Below are 18,370 nucleotides of genomic sequence, written 5' to 3'. Positions count from 1 at the left end.
GCCTCCGGCCGCGGACCCCGCAAGGGAGGCTCGCGCCTCCGGCCGCGGCGGGTGACTAACGCATCGCGTCGAGCAGGCCCTGCAGCTTGTCGTTCTGCTGGTCCGCCGTCCGCTTCAGTTCGCCGCCGGTCTGGCCCTCCAGGCCCTTGTTGGCGACCAGGCCGGCGATCTCGCGGGCCTCGACACCGGGGGTCACCGGCGGGTTCATCCGGGCCCGGGCCGTCTCGGTGCTGGTGAGGACGACCTGGGTGAACTCGGGCGTCTTGTCGGCCTGCTTGAACTCCGGCGACTCCCACGCCGAACCGCGCGGGCTGGGCCAGCCGGTGAGCTTCAGGTCGAGGTTCATCTGCTTGCTGGTGGCCCACTGGATGAAGTACCAGCTGGCGTCCCCCTTCTCGGAGAAGGGGTTGATGCCGTAGCCCCAGCCGCCGATGAACGGCGCCGCGTCGCAGTCGGCGCGCGGGACGGTGGTGTAGCCGACGTTGCCGGCGACCCGGGACTTCGTCGGGTCCTCGAGGTCCTTGACGAACAGGTTCACGTCCAGGAACGCGAAGACGTTGCCCTGCGCGAACTGCTGCGACGGTACGGGCCAGTCGAAGCCGGAGATGCCGGGCGGGCCGTACTTGCTGCCGAGCTGGCCGTAGACCTCGTACGCCTTGAGCGCCTCGGGGGTGTTGATCGCCGCCTTACCGTCGGTGACCCACTCGCCGCAGTGCGCGTACAGGAAGGACGAGAACGGGGTGGTGGTCTGGTACGGGATGCCGCGCAGCGCGAAGCCGTACGTCCGGTTGTCCGGGTCGTGCACCGCCGCGGCGGCCGCCTCCCACTCGGCGAACGTGGTCGGCACCGGCAGCCCGGCCTTCGCCAGCAGGTCCTTGCGGTAGTAGACCAGGTCGGTCTGCATCTCCCACAGGACGGTGACGGTCTGCTCCTCGACCGTCATCGCCTTGCGGATGCCGGCGCCGAAGTCCTCGAAGTCGTACTCCGGGTCGGTCACCCCCGGGTTCGAAAGGTACGGGCCGAGGTCGGTGTACCAGCCGTTCTTGGCGAACTGGAGGCCGTCGACCTCGGGGAAGGTCGCCATGACGTCGAAGTCCGAGGCCCGCGAGGTGAGCCGCACCGGCAGGTTCTGCCGGTAGCTGGTGACGTCGGAACCCTCGATCTCGACGGTGATGCCGGTGAGTTCGGTGAACTCGGCGAGTCCGGCGCGCAGGCTCTCCACCTGGCCGGTGTCGGCCACGTAGACCTTGATCGACTGACCGTCGTAGCGCTTCCAGTCGAAGGTGTCACCGGTGTATTCCGGGCCCTGGTTTCCGCCGCCGCCCCCGCCGCAGGCGGTGAGGGCCAGGGTCGCGGCCAGGGCTATCGCCACGTTCCTTGCTATCGAACGTTTCATGTCTGATCTCCTGACGAGAAGACCGGTTCTGCGGGGGCACCGGCGTCGGCCGAGACCTGGGCGACCACGGTGCAGGGGACCTCGCCGACACCCTGGACGGGCAGCGGGGCGAGGGTGAGCCGGACCCGGCGCCCGGTGAGGGCACCACATCCGACGAGGCCGGCGACGGTCCAGGTGGACGCGGTCAGGGCCAGCGTGGCGGCCCAGTCCTGCCGTACCTTCTCCGGCCGGTAGTGGGCGATGTAGGTCTTCGCGGCGTCCGACGGGAACGCGGGCCGCAGCCAGGGCCGCAGCTCGGTCCACTCGGTGCGGGCGTGCTCGCCGCCGGGCCGGTCGAGGTAGACGCAGTCGGTCAGCAGCAGGTCCGAGGAGTTGCGGTCGAGCGCCTCGGCGAGCGCCCGCGCCGCCTCGACACTCAGGTACGGGCTGTCGAGGTAGAACTCCTCGGTGGTGAACCGGGCCGGGTCGTCGCCCCAGCCGGTGACGAGGACGACCGCGTCACCGGTACGCAGGTCGGCGCCGGCCAGGGCCGCGGTGACCTGGTCGGCGGAGATCTCACCGCCCGGCCCGGCCGGGCAGTCGACGACGACCGCCGCCCGGTTGACCAGCCGCTCCGGCGGGAACTGGTCGGTGGTGGCGCCCGTCGGCGAGCCGAGTGCCGGCCCGAGCAGCCGGGTGGCGGAGCCGCTGCCCATCGTGATGTGGAAGAGGTTCGCGCCGTTGTACGTCAGCGTCGCGATCTCCTCGGTCCGGTACGGCGCCTCCCACGGGAAGAGGCTGCCGGCCGGCGACTCGGTGGTGATCGGGCGGGTCAGGTTGATGGTTCGCAGGGTCATCGGGCGTCTCCCGCCTCGTCGCCGTCGACGGCCAGTACGGTGCACGGAGCCCCTTCGGCTCCGGCGAGGAACAGGGGCAGGACGGTGACCCGTACCCGCTTGCCGCGCAGCGCGCCACAGTTGGCGACCGCCGCGACCGGGGACATCGCGAGGTGCAGGACCACCGACGACCCCCAGTCCGGTGCGCCACCTCCGGCGCCGCGCGCCGGCGTGTAGTGCCGCATGTAGATGCGCGCCTGCTGGGAGGGGAACGGCGGACGGTCCCACGGCTTGCGCGACGCCCACTCGGGGAACATGAAGCCCTCGCCGAGGTTGCCGATGTAGGCGCAGTCGGTGAGCATCAGGTCACTGCCGCGCTCGGTCATCACCTCGGCGAGCCGCTTGGCGCCGGCCAGCGAGAAGTGCGGACTGGTGGTGGCGTACTCGTCGCCGATGGCGCGGTAGCGCTCGTCGTCGCCCCACCCGGTGCGCAGCAGCACGGCGTCGCCGTCGCGGTAGTCGGGGTCCTTGGCCACGGCGCGGTCGATGTCGTCGGGCTCGATCTCCTCGCCCGCCTGCTTCGGGATGTCGATGACGACGGTCTCGCGGTTGACCAGCGTGCCGTAGTCCAGTTCGTGGATGCGGGGCGCGTCGTCGTCGTAGCAGGCGCCGAGCATGAGCCGGGTGCCGGCCTCGCTGTGGAAGCTCATCTGGTGGGTCGCCACGCCCTGCCGCTCGTGGGTGGTCACCGGCGTGAGCTGGAACGGGGAGTCCCAGGCCCACACGTTGCCGACCGGCATGAACGGGTAGAGCGGCAGCGTCAGGTTGACTGTTCTCATCGGGCCTCGCATCTTTTTTCGGGTACGGTCCGGCACCCGGCACGGTCCGGGTCGCCGGCCTGGGGCCGTACGCGGTGGGTCCGGTGTCGGGTCTGTCGGGTCCGTTGTCGGGTCTGTCGGCGCCGGTGTCGGGGCGGCGCGGTGTCGGGTCCGGGCCGGCAGTGGGTCTGGGCCGGCGGTGGGTCTGGGCCGGTGTCGCGGCGGGCCGGTCAGGCGTCGCCGGCGGACTGCGGGAAGCAGAGCCGGGGCTGTTTGGCCGCCCAGCGGCGGCGCTGGTCGGCCATCACGCCGCCGACCAGGTAGACGTGGTCGATGACCTGCTCGGAGATGGCCTCGGCGTCGCCGGCGAGGACCACGTCGAGCAGGACCCGGTGCGGTTCCGCGATGTCCTGCACGCCGAGCGTCGGGCCGACCATGTTCAGCCACATCCGGAAGAGCACGTGCTGCTCGTCCCAGGCCTTCATGACCCGGGGCAGCCCGCACGGTTCGCACAGGGCGCGGTGGAAGCGGTAGTCGAGTTCGGCGATGCGGCGGGCGTCGCCGGCCACCGACGCGTCGTGCATCTGGTCGATCAGGTCCTCGAGGCCGGCCACGTCGGACGGCTGCAGGCGTGGGGACGCCTGCTGGTAGGCCAGCGTCTCCAGGACCGTGCGGATCATGTGCAGTTCGTGTACGTCGTCCTCGGTCAACTGGACGACGCGGGTGGTGCGCGCCGACTCCTCGACGAGCAGGCCGTCCCGCTTGAGCAGCCAGATCGCCTCGCGTAGCGGGGCCCGGCTGACGCCGAGTTGCCGGGCCAGCGCCTCCTCCACGATCCGGGTGCCGGGTGGCAGTGTGCCGTCGAGGATCGCCGCCCGCAGGACGTCGTACGTCGACTCGCTCAGCACGACCTTCTGTGGCACCCGGAGCGCGGCGACGGACGGGGCGGGTTCGGCTGACTTGACCATGCGACAACCTTCCGGAGGGTCGTCCGGACTCGGTGAAGTCCGGCGATTTATCGTCGACGGTGTACGGTAGACGGAAACGTAGCCGTAACAAGAATGGCCGTCAAGGGGTCCCGCGAGGACACCTTCGAAGACAAAGCCCCTGGTAGACGCAGTGTGAGCGGGTTCGCGACAGCCAGCCATCCTCCGAGGGCGACACACGGTCGTAACACGGAAGTGACGGCCGCATCGCTATTCGGTGGCTCCGGACCACGGCCACCCCTACCCTCGGGCGGTGTCCCGCGCCCGGCGACGGACCGCCACGGACGCCCTGCGGGTCGAGGAGGGTCGATGCGTACGAGCGAGGAGATTTACCACCGCGCGCGGTGGGATCCCCGGTTCGACCCGGCCCGGTTCGTCATCGGCGTCAACGTGCGCGACCGGGAGCCGAAGCGGATCCCCCTGCCGGCCTTCGTGCCCGGCGGTGACATCCCATGGCACCGCGTGCTCTTCGTCGAGGCCGACGGTGAGGTCGTCTGGGACCGCGCCACCGGCCTGGACCGGATCGACGCCTCGGCGGCCGGCCGGGTCCGGGCACCGCGCCGGCTCCGCGCGCCGCACTTCGTCGCGACCACCCCGCACGCCTGGCACCCGGTCGACGGCTGGGCGCCGGCACCGGAGCAGCCCGCGGCGCCGGCCACCCGGCTGCGGGTCCTGACCTGGAACACGCTGTGGGACCGCTACGACAGCGACCGGATCGACACGGCGCGCCGGCGCCCGCTGCTGATCGCCACGCTGGAGCGCGCCGACGCCGACGTCATCGCGCTGCAGGAGGTGGAGCGCGACCTGCTGACCCGGCTTCTCGGCGCCGACTGGGTACGCGCCGGCTACACCCTCGGCACCGACCCGGCCGGCGGCGACATCGACGACGGCGGCGTGCTGCTGCTCAGCCGGCTGCCGGTGCGCGAGGCCGGCCGGCACCTGCTCGGTCCACACAAGACGGTGAGCGCGATCACCGTCGACTGTGGTGACGGGCCGGTCGTCGTGGCCGCCGCGCACCTGAGCAGCGACCGGGCGCAGGACGGTCCGGGACGCCGCGACGTCGAGCTTGCCAGCCTCGCCGAAGCGCTGTCCGTTGTAGATGGTCAGGTGATCCTGGCCGGCGACTTCAACGACGGCGGCGACACCCCGCAGCGTACGCTCCGGCTGCGCGACACCTGGACCGATGTGCACGGACCCGCCGACCGTACGGTGACCTTCGACCCGGCGGTGAACCCGCTGGCCGCCGTGTCGTCGCTGAGCGGACGGGCGTCGAGACTGGACCGCGTCCTGCTGGGCACCGGCGGCCTCCGGGCGGTCGCCGCCACCCTCGTCGGCGACACCCCGGCCGACGGGCTCTTCGCGTCCGACCACTTCGGAGTGTCGGTCGACCTGGCCGCGGAGTGCGCGCCGGTCGACGGTGACGTGCTGGACCTGCCACCGACCGCCCGTACGGCGCTGGCCTGGCTCCCACCCGACGAGCTGTGGCCGGCGATCCAACCGATCCGGGCCGACCACGATCCGCAGGTCGACCGCTGGCCGCCGCACGTCAACGTGCTCTTCGGATTCGTGCCGGAGTCGGCCTTCGAGCAGGCCGCACCACTGCTGTCGGCCGTCGCCGCGGCGACGCCACCGTTCCCGGTGCGGCTGGCCGGGGTGCGGACCTTCGCGCACCGCGACGACGCCACCGTATGGCTGGACCCGGCCGCCGCCGGTCCGGCGCCGTGGGCCGCCCTCCACGAGGCGCTGGTGCGACGGTTCCCGCGCTGCCGGGGCCGGGCCGACGGATACACCCCGCATCTCACGCTCGGCCGCGGCCGCGATCCGGACCGGGTCGCAGCCGCCTGCACCGCCCGCCTCGGACCGATGCCGGCACAGGTCGGCGAACTGGTGCTGCTCTCCCGGCGCGGCGACGAGCCGATGCGACCCCGGGCCGTCGTCACGCTCGGCACCGGTGCGGTCCGCTGGCTGCCGGAGCCCACCGCGCCGTCGCCCGTCACGGGCAGCGGGCACCGTCTGGTCACCGCGATCCGGGAGACGCTGGGCGACTGTGCCGTGCATGTCGCCGGATCCCGCCGCCTCGGATGCGCGCTGCCCGGCGCGGACCTGGACCTCGTCGCCGCGCTGCCGGGCAGTCCCGACCTCACGGACCTGCGGGCCCGGCTGGCAGCCGCCCTCCCGCACGCGTCGTCGGTGCGCCCCGTCGTCGGGGCCCGGGTGCCCGGCCTGCGGGCCCACGTCGACGGGCTCGACGTGGACCTCGTCGTGGTCGGCACCGGTCGGGTGCCGCCCGCCGAAGCGGTCGACCGCCGGGCCGAACTGGGCGAGACAGCGGCCACCGCACTCAGCGCGGTGTCCGATGCCGATGCGGTCCGGCGGGCCGTCGGCACCGACGCCCGTTTCCCGGACCTCGCGCGGGCGGTCAAGGCGTGGGCGAGGGCGGGCGGGCTCGACTCCGCCCCGTTCGGCGGGCTGCCCGGCCTCGCCTGGACGGTGCTCGCCGCCCGGACCGTACTCGACGCCGGTGACCTGCGAGGCGACGAACTCCTCCAGCACTTCTTCGGCACCTGGGCCGCGTGGGACTGGCGCCGGCCGGTCACCCTCGACGGCGGCACCGGGCCGCCGACGGACGCCGCCGTGACGGTCCTGACCCCGTCCTCCCCGGTCCGTAGCTGCACCGACCAGGTCGGCCCCGGCCTGCGCGACCTGCTGACCGAGGAGCTGTACCGGGCCTGGGAAGGGCACCCGCCGACCCCGCCACACCGGCGGCACGCGAGCTGGGCGGTCGTCACCGTGTCGGCGGTGGCCGCCGAGGCGTTCGAGGTGACGGTCGGCCGGTTCCGGGGCCGGATACGCGCCCTGCTGACCGCGATCGAGCGGGACGGAACCGTGGACGTCCACGCCTGGCCACGACCGTACGAGGCCGGCCCGGCCCGGCGCCGCTACGCGATCGGGCTGGGCCGCGAGCCGTACGACGCGGCCCGGCTCGCCGGGGTCGCGGCCGGCTGGCTCGACGGCGTCCCCGGCGTACGCGTCGAGCACGCCGACGGCGGCGCGGTCCCGACGCTCTTCTGACTGTGAGCATGGCGAGGTCGGTTCACGGGACTTGCCCGCCCGCTACCGCCGGCACCGGCCCCGCCGGCGACTTTGGCCTGATCAGGAGCTTAACCGCCAGTCAGCGGCTGAGGTGTCTCAGCACAGCCCTGTCCTCTCCGCACCGGACAGGACCCTCGCGCCCCCAAAGGTGAAAAGGAACGCACCATCGGAGCATCCCGCCCGCAGCCCCGCTACGGCACCCGTGATCATCTGCTGCCCAGCAGTTCGACACGCCGTACGGACAACAGCGGAACAGCTAACGATCACCACGCACCGCCACGTCACGAAGGGCGCGGGGGTGACGGCCGGCTGACGCACCACAGGAGCGTCACCCCACAGAGCCGAGGTACGTGTTATCGATATGTAAGCCGCGAGTCTCTGACCGGACGGGAGGGCCGACGTGTCGCCTGTCGAAGGTATTGGCGGCGACCTGCGATCAATGACCGCAGGTATCGCCAGGACGCTGGAGGCCATCGTCGCGGCCGACAACACCGTCGAGCAGATAGCTGGGCATGCGGCCAGGTCGGGCTTCACCGGCATCGGCCAGGGAATGGCCCGGTTGCGGACGGCGGTACGGGAACTGCATGCACGGGTCGCCGCCCTGGCCGAGTCGATCAACACAGCACGGGCGAGGGTCGCCCGGACACCGATCAGATGTCACCGCAAGAGATCATCTCGGTACTGACCCCGGTACTCGAAGTGCTCGCCGCAACGCGGAGCGGTATCGGTGCAACGATCGCCAAGGTCACGGAGAACCAGTACCTAACAATCGACGTACTGCACGGCGGCCAGCCTGGTCCGTTGCTGGCCTGCCTGGACGCGGTCAAGCAACTCCTGGTGCGGGCCGGACAGCGTGGCGATGCCGCCGAAGTGCATGCCGAAGCCTTGCTGGGCGGAGAGGCGCTGGAACAGTGACTCCCCAGAACGTGCGGCAGGTTCCGGTCGTCGTCGACGATCCTGACACTCTTCACCGGCTCCACCGGGCGGCCGACGACATGAGCACCGCCCGCGCGACCGCTTGTCTCCGAACCATCCTGCGACGAGTAGACCGGGAACCTCCCGGCCGCCGCACCCGATGCCCCTGCCGGCCCGTCGGCCGTACGGGACCGGGTAGGTCGGGCCGTCACGTGTCCTGGATGACGAGCAGCATCGTGCCTTGGGGGTCGCGCAGATAGGCGACGCGTTCGCCCCACGGGGTGTCGCCGGCGGGAACCACCACCGCGCCGCCGGCGTCCGGTGCGGCGGCGATCGCCGCGTCGAGGTCGGCCACGTAGAGGCAGAGATCGACCGCGTGGCCAGTCGCGGGCAGCGGGGTCCCGCCGTACATCGCCGGGCCGGTGCCGAGCCCGATCCCGAGCGTCGACGGGCCGACCCGCAGTGTCAGGTAAACCGGCTCGCCGTCCTCGGGGAACCGGTAGTCCACCTCGGCGCCGAAGACCTTCTCGTAGAACGATCTGACCGGTGCCACCGCGTCGACATTGATGATCGGAAACAGCTCGCCCCGGCCCATGTCCGGGAGGGTACCCCGACACCGGTTCGGCGGTCCCGGTCACCGCTAGCATGGCCGGCAATGGGCAGGAAGGGCATCGGGATGCGTTACGCGGTTCTTGTCGGGCGTCGTTGGTGACCGGGTCGGCCGGTCGGTCGCGCCGCCCGGTCCGCTGGCGTCGCCTCCTCCTACGGCTGGCCCTCGTCGCCGTCGTCGCGGCGATCCTCGCCAGCATCCCCTGGCTGTGGACCACCGTCTCCGCCAACGGCCACGTGTACGACGAGGCGGACGCGCCGGCCGCGGACGTCGTCATCGTCCTGGGCACCGAGGTGGCGACCGACGGCCAGCCGTCGCCACGGCTCGCCGGCCGCCTGCAGACCGCCGCCGCCCTGGTGCACGCCGGCCGGGCCCGCGTCGTCCTCGTGTCCGGCGACGGTGGTGGGGTGTCCGGCGACGAGCCGGCGGCGATGACGTCGTACCTGAGCGGGACGCTCGGGGTCGCCCCGGAGCGGATCGTGGCCGACCCGTCCGGCCTGGACACCTACGACAGTTGTGCCCGGGCCCGTGACGTGCACGGCATCACCCGGGCCCTGATCGTGACCCAGTCGTGGCACCTGCCGCGGGCGGTCACCCTGTGCCGGCACCTCGGCGTCGACGCCGACGGGGTGACCGCACGCTGCGCCGACTGCCCGACCAGCCTGATCGCCGGGAAGACGGTACGCGACTACCTCGCCAGCGGGAAGGCGGCGTGGGACGCGGTACGGCGCCGGCCGCCGGCGGTCGACTCGCCCCCGGACCCCGCGGTCAGCGACGCGCTGCGGGGCGGTTGAGCGGCGGTCTCAGGACCGGCCGGTGAAGGCGGCCAGCAGCCGCTCGGCGGCCAGGGCCGGGGTGAGGGTGCCGTCGAGCACCTCGCGTTCGAGCGCCGGGGCGAGCGCGACGACCTCGGGGTGGCCGCGCAGCCGGTCCATCAGCGCGCCCCGGGCCATCGCCCACATCCAGTCGACCTGCTGGCGGCGGCGGCGCCGGGCGAGTTCCCCGGATTCGGTCAGGGTGTCCTGGTGGCGGACCAGGTGCTCCCACACGCCGGTGAGTCCGGTGCCCTCGCGGGCGCTGCACGTCACCACGGGCGGCCGCCAGGTGCCCTCGGCGACCTGGAGCAGGCGGAGCGCGCCGGACAGTTCGCGGGCGGCCTTGCGGGCGTCGTCGGCGTGTGGGCCGTCGGCCTTGTTGACCGCGACGACGTCGGCCAGTTCCAGGACGCCCTTCTTGATGCCCTGGAGCTGGTCGCCGGTGCGGGCGAGGGTGAGCAGCAGGAACGAGTCGACCATGTCGGCGACCGTGGTCTCGGACTGGCCGACGCCGACGGTCTCGACGAGTACGACGTCGTAGCCGGCCGCCTCGACGACCACCATCGCCTCGCGGGTCGCCTTGGCCACCCCGCCGAGGGTGCCGGCGGTCGGTGACGGCCGGACGAAGGCGTTCGGGTCGACGGCGAGGCGGGCCATCCGGGTCTTGTCGCCGAGGATGCTGCCGCCGGTGCGGGTCGAGGACGGGTCGACGGCGAGCACCGCCACCCGGTGTCCGGCGGCGGTCAGTTCGCTGCCGAGCGCGTCGATGAACGTGGACTTGCCGACGCCGGGCACCCCGGTCACGCCGACCCGGCGGGTTTTGCCGGCGTGCGGGGTCAGTGCGATCAGCAGCCGCTGGGCCAGCGGCTGGTGGTCGGCGCGGCGGGACTCGACCAGGGTGATCGCGCGGGCGATCCAGGCGGCCGATCCGGCGAGGACCCCGTCGGCGTACGCCTGGACGTCGATCGGGCGGGACGTCATGCGGCGGGTTCGGGGTGGCCGAGCCGGCGGCCGAGTTCGGCGAGCAGGTCGAGCGCGGCGTCGGCGATGACGGTCCCCGGCGGGAAGATCGCCGCGGCGCCGGCCGCCCGGAGCGCGTCGAAGTCCTGGGGCGGGACCACCCCGCCGACGATGATCATGATGTCGTCGCGGCCGAGGGCGGCGAGTTCGTCGCGCAGCGCCGGCACCAGGGTCAGGTGGCCGGCGGCCAGCGAGTTGACGCCGACGACGTGGACGTCGGCCTCGACGGCCTGCCGGGCGACCTCGGCCGGGGTGGAGAACAGCGGCCCGACGTCGACGTCGAAGCCGAGGTCGGCGAAGGCGGTGGCGACGACCTTCTGGCCGCGGTCGTGGCCGTCCTGGCCCATCTTGGCGACCAGGATCCGGGGCTGACGCCCCTCGGCATCGCCGAACGCGGCGGTGGCTGCCCGGGCCGCCTCGACGTTCCCGGCCCCGCCGGCCTCGTTGCGGTACACCCCGGAAATGGTACGGATCTGGGCGGCGTGCCGGCCGTACACCTTCTCCAGCGCGTCGGAGATCTCGCCGACGGTGGCCTTGGCGCGGGCGGCGTCGATCGCCAGGGCGAGCAGGTTCTGGTCCAGTCCCGGCCCGCGCGTGCCGGCGATCGCGGCGTCCGCGCCCCTGGTCAGCGCGTCCAGGGCGGCGACGCAGGTGTCCTCGTCGCGCTCGGCGCGCAGCCGGCGCAGCTTGTCGAGCTGCCGGGCGCGTACGGCGCTGTTGTCGACCTTGAGCACGTCGATCGCGTCGTCGCCGTCGGGCCGGTAGCGGTTGACCCCGATCACCGGCTGCCGGCCGGAGTCGATGCGGGCCTGGGTGCGGGCGGCGGCCTCCTCGACACGCAGCTTCGGGATGCCCTCGTCGATGGCGCGGGCCATGCCGCCGGCCGCCTCCACCTCGCTGATGTGTTCCCAGGCCCGGCGGGCGAGGTCGTGGGTGAGCCGTTCGACGTACGCGCTGCCGCCCCACGGGTCGATGACACCGGTGGTGCCGGACTCCTGCTGCAGCAGCAGCTGGGTGTTGCGGGCGATGCGGGCGGAGAAGTCGGTCGGCAGGGCGAGCGCCTCGTCGAGGGCGTTGGTGTGCAGCGACTGGGTGTGGCCCTGGGTGGCGGCCATCGCCTCGACGCAGGTGCGGCCGACGTTGTTGAAGACGTCCTGGGCGGTCAGCGACCAGCCCGAGGTCTGGCAGTGCGTACGCAGGCTCAGCGACTTGGGGTTCTTCGGCCCGAACTCGCGGACCAGCCGGGCCCACAGCAGCCGGGCGGCGCGCAGCTTGGCGACCTCCATGAAGAAGTTCATGCCGATCGCCCAGAAGAACGACAGCCGGGGGGCGAACGCGTCGATGTCGAGGCCGGCCTCGCGGCCGGCCCGCAGGTATTCCACCCCGTCGGCGAGCGTGTACGCCAGCTCGAGGTCGGCGGTCGCACCGGCCTCCTGGATGTGGTAGCCGGAGATGGAGATCGAGTTGTAGCGCGGCATCCGCTGCGAGGTGTACGCGAAGATGTCGGAGATGATCCGCATCGACGGTGCCGGCGGGTAGATGTAGGTGTTGCGGACCATGAACTCCTTGAGGATGTCGTTCTGGATCGTGCCGGACAACCGCTCCGGCGCGACCCCCTGCTCCTCGGCGGCGACGACGTAGAGCGCCAGGACGGGCAGCACGGCGCCGTTCATCGTCATCGACACGCTCATCCGGTCCAGCGGGATGCCGTCGAAGAGCTGGCGCATGTCGTAGATGGAGTCGATGGCGACGCCGGCCATGCCGACGTCGCCGGCGACCCGCGGGTGGTCGGAGTCGTAGCCGCGGTGGGTGGGCAGGTCGAAGGCGACCGACAGGCCCTTCTGCCCGCCGGCGAGGTTGCGCCGGTAGAAGGCGTTGGACTCCTCGGCGGTGGAGAAGCCGGCGTACTGGCGGATCGTCCACGGCTGGGTGGCGTACATCGTCGGGTAGGGCCCGCGCAGGTAGGGCGTGATGCCGGGGTAGGTGCGCAGGAAGTCGAGGCCGGCGAGATCGTCGGCGGTGTAGAGCGGCCGGACGTCGATCCCTTCCGGGGTGTGCCAGACGAGCTGGTCGGCGCCGGCCGCGGCCCGCCAGGCGTCGAGGTCGCCGTCGGTGGTGGGCGGCCCGCCGAGTTCCACCGTCGAGAAGTCGGGGATCATCCGGCCACCTCCAGGTCGCGCAGCAGTTCGGTCAGGACCTCGACGGCGTCGCAGCCGGCGTACAGGTGGCCGGTGACGCCGGGGTAGTCCCTGGGACGGCCGGCGAGCCACACCCGTACGGCGCCGGCGGCGGTGAGCGCGGCGGCGACCGGCCCGGCCGACTCGGCGTAGAGCTTGTCGCTGGAGCAGAGGCAGGCCACGGTGGCGCCGCTCGCGGTGAACTCGGCGGCGAGCGTGGCGGGATCGTCGCCGGTGCCGGTCACCGTGGCGATGCCACCGGCGGCGAGCAGGTTGGCGGCGAAGCCGGTCCGGGCGCTGTGGACGGCCGGTGGCCCGAGCGCGGCGAGGAAGACGGTGGGCCGGTCGCCGGTGGCCGTACGGTGGGCGTCGGCCCGGTCGCGCAGCCGCTCGAACTGTTCGGCGTAGCGGTGCCGGGGCAGCCCGCCGGACGGTGGTGACGGTGCCGGCTCGCGCACCGGGAGCTGTTCGTCCAGGTTGGGGAACTCGCTGACGCCGGTGATCGGGTCGCGCCGGTGGGCGAGGTTGTCGGCGCGCCGCCGCCAGGTCGCGGCCAGCCGGTCGGCGACCAGGCCGCTGTCGAGCGCGGCCGCCATGCCGCCGGCCCGCTCGATCTCGGTGAACCAGTCCCAGGCGGCGCGGGCAAGTTCCTCGGTACGCCGTTCGACGTACCAGGAGCCGCCGGCGGGGTCGACGACCCGGCCGACGTTGGCCTCGTCGAGCAGCAGCGACTGGATGTTGCGGGCGACCCGCCGGGCCAGCGCGTCCGGCAGGCCGAGGGAGAGGTCGAACGGTTGGACGGTCACCGCGCCGGCGCCGCCGACCCCGGCGGCGAAGCAGGCGACGGTGGTGCGCAGCATGTTCACCCACGGGTCGCGGGCGGTCATCATCGCCGCCGAGGTGACGGCGTGCTGCCGCTGCCCACCGGCGGCCGGCAGGCCGCACACCTGGGCGACCCGGGCCCACAGCCGCCGCGCGGCGCGCAGCTTGGCGATGGTGCCGAACTGGTCGGCGGTGGCGGCGTAGCGGAACTCGAGCTGGTCGAAGGCTTCGGCGAGGCCGAGCCCGCCGTCGGTGAGGGCGCGCAGGTAGGCCAGGCCGGTCGCCACCGCGCAGCCGAGTTCCTCGGCGTCGCTGCCGCCGGCGTCGTGGTAGCCGGTGACGTCGACGGTGACGGCCCGCAGCCGCGGGAAGTCGGCGGCGCACCGCGCGGCGGCTCCGGCCACCGAGGTCAACGGCAGCTCGGTGGGCGTACCGGTCGCGGCGCGCAGCCCGAGCGGGTCGAGGCCGAGGTTGCCGGCGACCTCCCCGGCCGGGACGCCGCGGGCGTCGAGCAGGTCGAACCAGGCCTCGGTGGCGGCGAGGGACTGCCCTCCCGCGTCGAGGACCACGCCGGCCAGGTCCAGGTGTACGCCGTCGAGCGCGGCCGGGAGCCCGTCGAGCGGGATGCCGCTGTCGCCGAGCACCAGCCAGAGCGAGGTGGCCCCGTTCTCCAGGTCGGCGAGGACGGCGGCGTTCGTCGCCTTCGGATCGGGGTCGGCGTGCCGCTGGCGGACGTCCCAGCCGGTGGCGGCGGCGCCGGCGGTGCGACTGTCGCGGGTGTACGGGAACATCCCGGGCAGTCCGGTCGGCACCGTCTCGGTGTCGGCGGTGTAGAGCGGGGCGATCCGGACGCCGTCGTAGGTGGTGGTCGACAGCAGGTCCTCGACCGTCCCGGGTTCGCTGTCCTCGTCGGCCAGTCCGGCCTTGCGCGCCACCGAGTGGGCCAGCAGTCGCCACTCTTCCAGGGTGGCGGCCGGGAAGTCGGCAGCGAGGCGCATGTCCTCGGGCGGCACCGTCATGCCCGGATGCTACTGGCGACACCGTTCCGGCACGCTGGAGCGGAGCTGAATGTAACGAGCTTCATTCAGGGCCGTCTGGCTGAACGGCCCTTCAGGAGCGCTCCGTGGACGGCTTCCTGTCAGGGAGTGACGACGCCCCACGGGCGGCCCGGGACCGGGCCCGCAGCAACCAGTGCAGCGCGACCAGGGGCACCACCCCGACGGGATACCACGCCAGGTCGGTCGGATCGAACTGCACGCCCAGCGCCAGCCGGGCCAGCAGGCTGCGGGCCGACAGGGCGGCCGGGATCCCGGTCAACTGGAAGAACTCGACGAGCCAGCAGAAGCCGACCGCGACCGCGCCGGCCGGCAGCGGACCCAGGCGCGGCCACAGGAACAGCACGCCGGCGTAGACCATCGACGCGTAGAGGGCGGTGCCCGAGTGCTGCTCCAGGGCACCGTCGCTCAGGGCGCGGATGCCGAGGGCGACGACCAGGACGAGGGCGGCGGCGGCGAGCATGAGCAGCCGGACGGATCGCGCGGGCATCGACATCCCGGCGATGCTAGCCGCGGCCGGCCGGCGGCCGGCACCGGGCCGTGGCTCAGCGGCGGCGCCAGGCGTACGCGCCCAGGACGGCCCCCACTCCGCCGAGCGCGAGGGCCAGCCGCCGGTGCCGGGAGAGCCAGGCCTGCGGGCTGTGCGGGTGGGAACGGTCGTCGAAGGCACCGTGGGCGCCCTGGTCGGGCTGGCCGGGACCGTCCGCCGGCCGCCACAGGTTCGTCGGCCGGTCCGGGTCGGAGGGGCGGTCGGTCTGCTGTGCCCGGTAGCCGGTGCGGGCCAGGTAGTGGTCGAGCAGTCCGGGTACGAGGCGGTTGGCGAGGATGGTGAGCACGGTCGGGGCGCCGACCCAGTACTCCCGGCGGTTCGGCCGGGCGGCGGCGGCGACGATCGCCCGGGCCGCGACCTCGGGCTGGTAGATCGGCGGCACCGGCTGGGCGGGCCGGGGCAGCCGCGACAGCAGCCAGTCGAACTGCGGGGTGTTCACCGCCGGCAGGTGCACCATCGTCACCTTGACGTTGCTGCGGTCGTGCAGCAGTTCGCAGCGCAGCGACTCGGTGAAGCCGGCGACGGCGTGCTTGGCCCCGCAGTACGCCGACTGGAGCGGGATCGACCGGTAGGCCAGCGCCGAGCCGACCTGGACGATCGCGCCCCGGTCGAGCGGGACCATGTGGTCGAGCGCGACCCGGGTGCCGTGTACGTACCCGAGATAGGTGACCTCGGTGGCGCGGCGGAACTCGTCCGGGCTGATCTGGAGGAACGGGGCGAAGACGGCGCTGAACGCGTTGTTGATCCACACGTCGATCGGGCCGAGTTCGGCGGCGATGCGCCGGCCGGCCGCCTCGACCTGCGCGAAGTCGGCCATGTCGGTCTCGATGGGCAGCGCCCGCCCGCCGGCCGCCGCCACCTCGTCGGCGACGGCCCGCAGCCCGCTCTCGCCGCGGGCCAGCAGGGCGATCGCCGTACCCGGTCCGGCGAGCATCCGGGCCGTGGCCCGACCGACTCCCCCGCTGGCCCCGGTGACCACCACCACCCGCCCGGGGCCGCGTCCCGTGCCGTCGCTTCCGGCCGCTGCGTTCATGCCGGGCTCACCTACCCTCTTTCGCCGCCGGCCCGCCGGCGGTCCACAGGTCCAGCATCATCAGGACGACGGCGATCGCGCCGTCGTTGAGCGCGATCCGGCGCTGCGGCCGGTCGACGGCCGCGAGCGCGACCGTGGTCAGGGCGTGCAGCCCGTCGACGCCGGCGCCGACCCCGAACGCGGCGGGCGCCGGGCGCCGGGCGAGCAGCGCCGCCTGGACCAGGTGCCGGGCGCCGAGCACCCGCAGGGTGGCCACGGCCAGCGGGCTCGGCCGGCCGAGCCGGCGCAGGACCGGGCGGGGCGCGAGCAGCAGGGTGCCGCCCCAGCACATCCGGGTGAGCAGGCTGAGCCGGGGGACGACTCCCCCGCCGACGCGGGCCATGGGACCGCCGGTCGCGGCGGGCCACCGCCGGCCGGTCACGACCGCAGCTCGTTGATCTTGTCGCGGACGACCGTCGCCACGGTGGCGGCCTTGTGCGGCTGGCCGCGCAGGAACGCCTGGGTGAAGTGCTTGGCCTGGTCGTAGCGGACCTTGCCGGGCATCGGCGGCTCGTTGGGGTTGACGTCGCAGTCGACCAGTGCCGGCCCCGGGTGCGCCAGCGCGGCCCGGATCGCGTCGGGCAGCGCCCCGGCCTCGGTCACCTTGGCGCCGTACCCGCCGCAGGCGCGGGCCCAGGCGCCGAAGTCGGCCTCCGGCTGCCGGTGCCGTACGGCGTACTCCGGGTAGCCGAGGATGATCTGCTCCCAGAGGATCTGCCCGTACGAGTTGTTGTTGTTGATCACGACCTTGATCGGCAGCTCGTGCCGTACGGCGGTCAGGAACTCCGCCATCAGCATCGCGAAACCGCCGTCGCCGACGAAGGCGATCACCTGCCGCCCCGGGTGGGCGTGCTGGATGGCCACCGCGTACGGCAGCCCCGGCGCCATCGTCGCGAGGTTGCCCGACAGGTAGAACTCCCGGCCGCCGCGGATCGTCCAGTGCCGGGCCGCCCAGGTGGCGATCGTGCCGGAGTCGCAGGTGAGGATCGCGTCGTCGGCGGCGGCCGCGTCGAGGCAGCCGATCAGGTACTGCGGGGCGATCGGGTGCCGGTCCGGGTTCTCCAGCGACTCCATGTCCGACCGCCAGGCATCCCGCTTCGCCTGGTAGCCGCTCAGGAACGAGCGGTCGGGACGGTCGCGCAGCTTCGGCAGCAACTGCTTCAGGGCGAGCCGGGCGTCGGCGTTGACGGGCGCCTCCACCGGCACCCGCATGCCGATCAGGCTGGCGTCGACGTCGATCTGCACCGTCCGGGCCTGGCCGGGGGCGGGCAGGTACTTCGCGTACGGGAAGGAGGTGCCGACCATCAGCAGGGTGTCGCACTCCTCCATCAGTTCCTCGCTGGGCCGGGTGCCGAGCAGGCCGAGACCACCGGTGGTCAGGGGGTGGTCGTCGGGCACCACCTGCTTGCCGGACAGCGTCTTCACGATCGGGCTGGCCAGCGCCTCGGCGACGGCGAGCACCTCGTCGCGGGCGTCGCGGGCGCCGATGCCGACCAGCATCGCGACCTTGCGGCCGGCGTTGAGCACCTCGGCGGCGCGGGCCAGGTCGGGCTCGGCGGCCGGCATCGGCGGCCGGGACAGGGTCGACTGGCTCATCGCCGGCTTGCCCGGGCTGACGTGCCGGTACGGGTCCTCGGCCGCCGGGGCGACCTGGACGTCGTTGGGAAACGTCAGGTGCGCGACGGTGCGCTTGGCCAGCGCGTTGCGGATCGCGAGGTCGACGACGCCCGGCATCTGCTGCGGGTTGGTGACCATCAGGTTGTACACCGCCACGTCCTGGTACAGCAGTTCGGTGTGCACCTCCTGCTGGTAGCGCGAGCCGAGCACCGACGACTCCTGCATGCCGGTGATCGCCAGCACCGGGACGTGGTCGAGCTTGGCGTCGTACAGGCCGTTGAGCAGGTGGATCGCGCCCGGCCCGGAGGTGGCGACACAGACGCCGAGGCGACCGGTCGCCTTCGCGTAGCCGGTCGCCATGAACGCCGCCGCCTCCTCGTGGTGCACCAGGACGAACCGCAGTTTGTCCTGCTGCCGGCGGAACCCCTCCATCAGGCCGTTGATGCCGTCGCCCGGCAGGCCGAACACGGTGTCGACGCCCCAGTCGACCAGCCGCCGGGCCAGACTCTCGCCAACGATCTCCTGCACGTCGCCTCCCGCCGGCCGAAGTCAGGTCCGGCACCCGGCCGGACGCGCGGCGACTTCCCGCCAGCGCCGCCGGCAAACCCG

Annotated in this window: 16 protein-coding genes; 4 read left to right on the top strand and 12 right to left on the bottom strand. The window is 73.2% G+C overall.

Going from position 1 to position 18,370, the window contains the following annotated elements:
- Positions 1–55: 55 nt before the first annotated feature.
- The 4 genes from AB0I42_RS27850 to AB0I42_RS27835 form a co-directional block, all read right to left on the bottom strand.
- Positions 56–1,396, bottom strand: a complete 1,341-nt coding sequence (locus tag AB0I42_RS27850; protein ID WP_357541687.1) for an extracellular solute-binding protein — start codon at positions 1,394–1,396, stop codon at positions 56–58.
- Entirely contained in the window at positions 1,393–2,232 is an 840-nt protein-coding gene (locus AB0I42_RS27845) for a cyclase family protein (protein WP_357541685.1), read from the bottom strand. Before AB0I42_RS27845 ends, AB0I42_RS27850 begins: the two co-directional genes overlap by 4 nt.
- The gene (locus AB0I42_RS27840) at positions 2,229–3,050 is read right to left on the bottom strand and encodes a cyclase family protein (protein WP_357541684.1); all 822 of its coding nucleotides are present in this window, start codon (positions 3,048–3,050) and stop codon (positions 2,229–2,231) included. The genes AB0I42_RS27845 and AB0I42_RS27840 overlap by 4 nt, the downstream gene beginning before the upstream one ends.
- A gap of 209 nt (positions 3,051–3,259) precedes the next feature.
- Positions 3,260–3,997, bottom strand: a complete 738-nt coding sequence (locus tag AB0I42_RS27835; protein ID WP_357541682.1) for a GntR family transcriptional regulator — start codon at positions 3,995–3,997, stop codon at positions 3,260–3,262.
- Between the two features lie 327 nt (positions 3,998–4,324).
- Between AB0I42_RS27835 and AB0I42_RS27830 the strand changes: the two genes are divergently transcribed.
- The 3 genes from AB0I42_RS27830 (at position 4,325) to AB0I42_RS27820 (ending at position 8,023) form a co-directional block, all read left to right on the top strand.
- Positions 4,325–7,087, top strand: coding sequence for a poly(A) polymerase (locus AB0I42_RS27830; protein WP_357541680.1), 2,763 nt, complete (start codon positions 4,325–4,327; stop codon positions 7,085–7,087).
- A gap of 421 nt (positions 7,088–7,508) precedes the next feature.
- Positions 7,509–7,793, top strand: coding sequence for a hypothetical protein (locus tag AB0I42_RS27825; protein ID WP_357541678.1), 285 nt, complete (start codon positions 7,509–7,511; stop codon positions 7,791–7,793).
- Positions 7,763–8,023, top strand: coding sequence for a DUF6244 family protein (locus AB0I42_RS27820; RefSeq protein ID WP_357541676.1), 261 nt, complete (start codon positions 7,763–7,765; stop codon positions 8,021–8,023). The genes AB0I42_RS27825 and AB0I42_RS27820 overlap by 31 nt, the downstream gene beginning before the upstream one ends.
- A gap of 208 nt (positions 8,024–8,231) precedes the next feature.
- On the opposite strand, the gene AB0I42_RS27815 is transcribed toward AB0I42_RS27820, so the two are convergent.
- A complete protein-coding gene (locus AB0I42_RS27815; RefSeq protein WP_357541674.1) occupies positions 8,232–8,618 on the bottom strand; it encodes a VOC family protein in 387 nt (128 codons plus the stop codon).
- A gap of 113 nt (positions 8,619–8,731) precedes the next feature.
- Between AB0I42_RS27815 and AB0I42_RS27810 the strand changes: the two genes are divergently transcribed.
- Positions 8,732–9,427: an ElyC/SanA/YdcF family protein gene (locus tag AB0I42_RS27810; protein WP_357541672.1), complete on the top strand. Its 696-nt coding sequence runs from the start codon at positions 8,732–8,734 to the stop codon at positions 9,425–9,427.
- Between the two features lie 9 nt (positions 9,428–9,436).
- Here AB0I42_RS27810 and meaB read toward each other — a convergent pair whose 3' ends face one another.
- The 7 genes from meaB to AB0I42_RS27775 all read right to left on the bottom strand — a co-directional run bounded on the left by meaB (position 9,437) and on the right by AB0I42_RS27775 (position 18,289).
- Positions 9,437–10,429 (bottom strand): methylmalonyl Co-A mutase-associated GTPase MeaB, encoded by a 993-nt coding sequence (gene meaB / locus AB0I42_RS27805; protein WP_357541670.1) that lies wholly within the window; start codon positions 10,427–10,429, stop codon positions 9,437–9,439.
- The gene (gene scpA, locus AB0I42_RS27800; protein ID WP_357541668.1) at positions 10,426–12,627 is read right to left on the bottom strand and encodes a methylmalonyl-CoA mutase; all 2,202 of its coding nucleotides are present in this window, start codon (positions 12,625–12,627) and stop codon (positions 10,426–10,428) included. Before scpA ends, meaB begins: the two co-directional genes overlap by 4 nt.
- Entirely contained in the window at positions 12,624–14,486 is a 1,863-nt protein-coding gene (locus AB0I42_RS27795; RefSeq protein WP_357541666.1) for a methylmalonyl-CoA mutase subunit beta, read from the bottom strand. The genes scpA and AB0I42_RS27795 overlap by 4 nt, the downstream gene beginning before the upstream one ends.
- A gap of 91 nt (positions 14,487–14,577) precedes the next feature.
- Positions 14,578–15,012, bottom strand: coding sequence for a DUF2809 domain-containing protein (locus AB0I42_RS27790; RefSeq protein ID WP_357541664.1), 435 nt, complete (start codon positions 15,010–15,012; stop codon positions 14,578–14,580).
- Between the two features lie 55 nt (positions 15,013–15,067).
- Positions 15,068–16,105, bottom strand: a complete 1,038-nt coding sequence (locus tag AB0I42_RS27785) for an SDR family oxidoreductase (protein WP_357541662.1) — start codon at positions 16,103–16,105, stop codon at positions 15,068–15,070.
- Positions 16,106–16,112: 7 nt separating this feature from the next.
- A complete protein-coding gene (locus AB0I42_RS27780) occupies positions 16,113–16,526 on the bottom strand; it encodes a hypothetical protein (RefSeq protein ID WP_357541660.1) in 414 nt (137 codons plus the stop codon).
- Entirely contained in the window at positions 16,523–18,289 is a 1,767-nt protein-coding gene (locus tag AB0I42_RS27775) for a thiamine pyrophosphate-dependent enzyme (RefSeq protein WP_357541658.1), read from the bottom strand. Before AB0I42_RS27775 ends, AB0I42_RS27780 begins: the two co-directional genes overlap by 4 nt.
- Positions 18,290–18,370: the final 81 nt, after the last annotated feature.

Source organism: Polymorphospora sp. NPDC050346 (assembly GCF_040655695.1).
In the GTDB taxonomy this organism is placed as follows: Bacteria; Actinomycetota; Actinomycetes; order Mycobacteriales; family Micromonosporaceae; genus Polymorphospora; species Polymorphospora lycopeni.
Note: the sequence above shows the minus strand (reverse complement) of the source record. Positions and strands in the feature narration are given on the sequence as shown.

Bases quoted from the DNA above. Each gene is read 5' to 3' on its own strand.
- AB0I42_RS27850 (WP_357541687.1), bottom strand. From the start codon at position 1,396: ATGAAACGTTCGATAGCAAGGAACGTGGCGATAGCCCTGGCCGCGACC.
- AB0I42_RS27845 (WP_357541685.1), bottom strand. From the start codon at position 2,232: ATGACCCTGCGAACCATCAACCTGACCCGCCCGATCACCACCGAGTCG.
- AB0I42_RS27840 (WP_357541684.1), bottom strand. From the start codon at position 3,050: ATGAGAACAGTCAACCTGACGCTGCCGCTCTACCCGTTCATGCCGGTC.
- AB0I42_RS27835 (WP_357541682.1), bottom strand. From the start codon at position 3,997: ATGGTCAAGTCAGCCGAACCCGCCCCGTCCGTCGCCGCGCTCCGGGTG.
- AB0I42_RS27830 (WP_357541680.1), top strand. From the start codon at position 4,325: ATGCGTACGAGCGAGGAGATTTACCACCGCGCGCGGTGGGATCCCCGG.
- AB0I42_RS27820 (WP_357541676.1), top strand. From the start codon at position 7,763: ATGTCACCGCAAGAGATCATCTCGGTACTGACCCCGGTACTCGAAGTG.
- AB0I42_RS27815 (WP_357541674.1), bottom strand. From the start codon at position 8,618: ATGGGCCGGGGCGAGCTGTTTCCGATCATCAATGTCGACGCGGTGGCA.
- meaB (WP_357541670.1), bottom strand. From the start codon at position 10,429: ATGACGTCCCGCCCGATCGACGTCCAGGCGTACGCCGACGGGGTCCTC.
- scpA (WP_357541668.1), bottom strand. From the start codon at position 12,627: ATGATCCCCGACTTCTCGACGGTGGAACTCGGCGGGCCGCCCACCACC.
- AB0I42_RS27795 (WP_357541666.1), bottom strand. From the start codon at position 14,486: ATGACGGTGCCGCCCGAGGACATGCGCCTCGCTGCCGACTTCCCGGCC.
- AB0I42_RS27790 (WP_357541664.1), bottom strand. From the start codon at position 15,012: ATGCCCGCGCGATCCGTCCGGCTGCTCATGCTCGCCGCCGCCGCCCTC.
- AB0I42_RS27785 (WP_357541662.1), bottom strand. From the start codon at position 16,105: ATGAACGCAGCGGCCGGAAGCGACGGCACGGGACGCGGCCCCGGGCGG.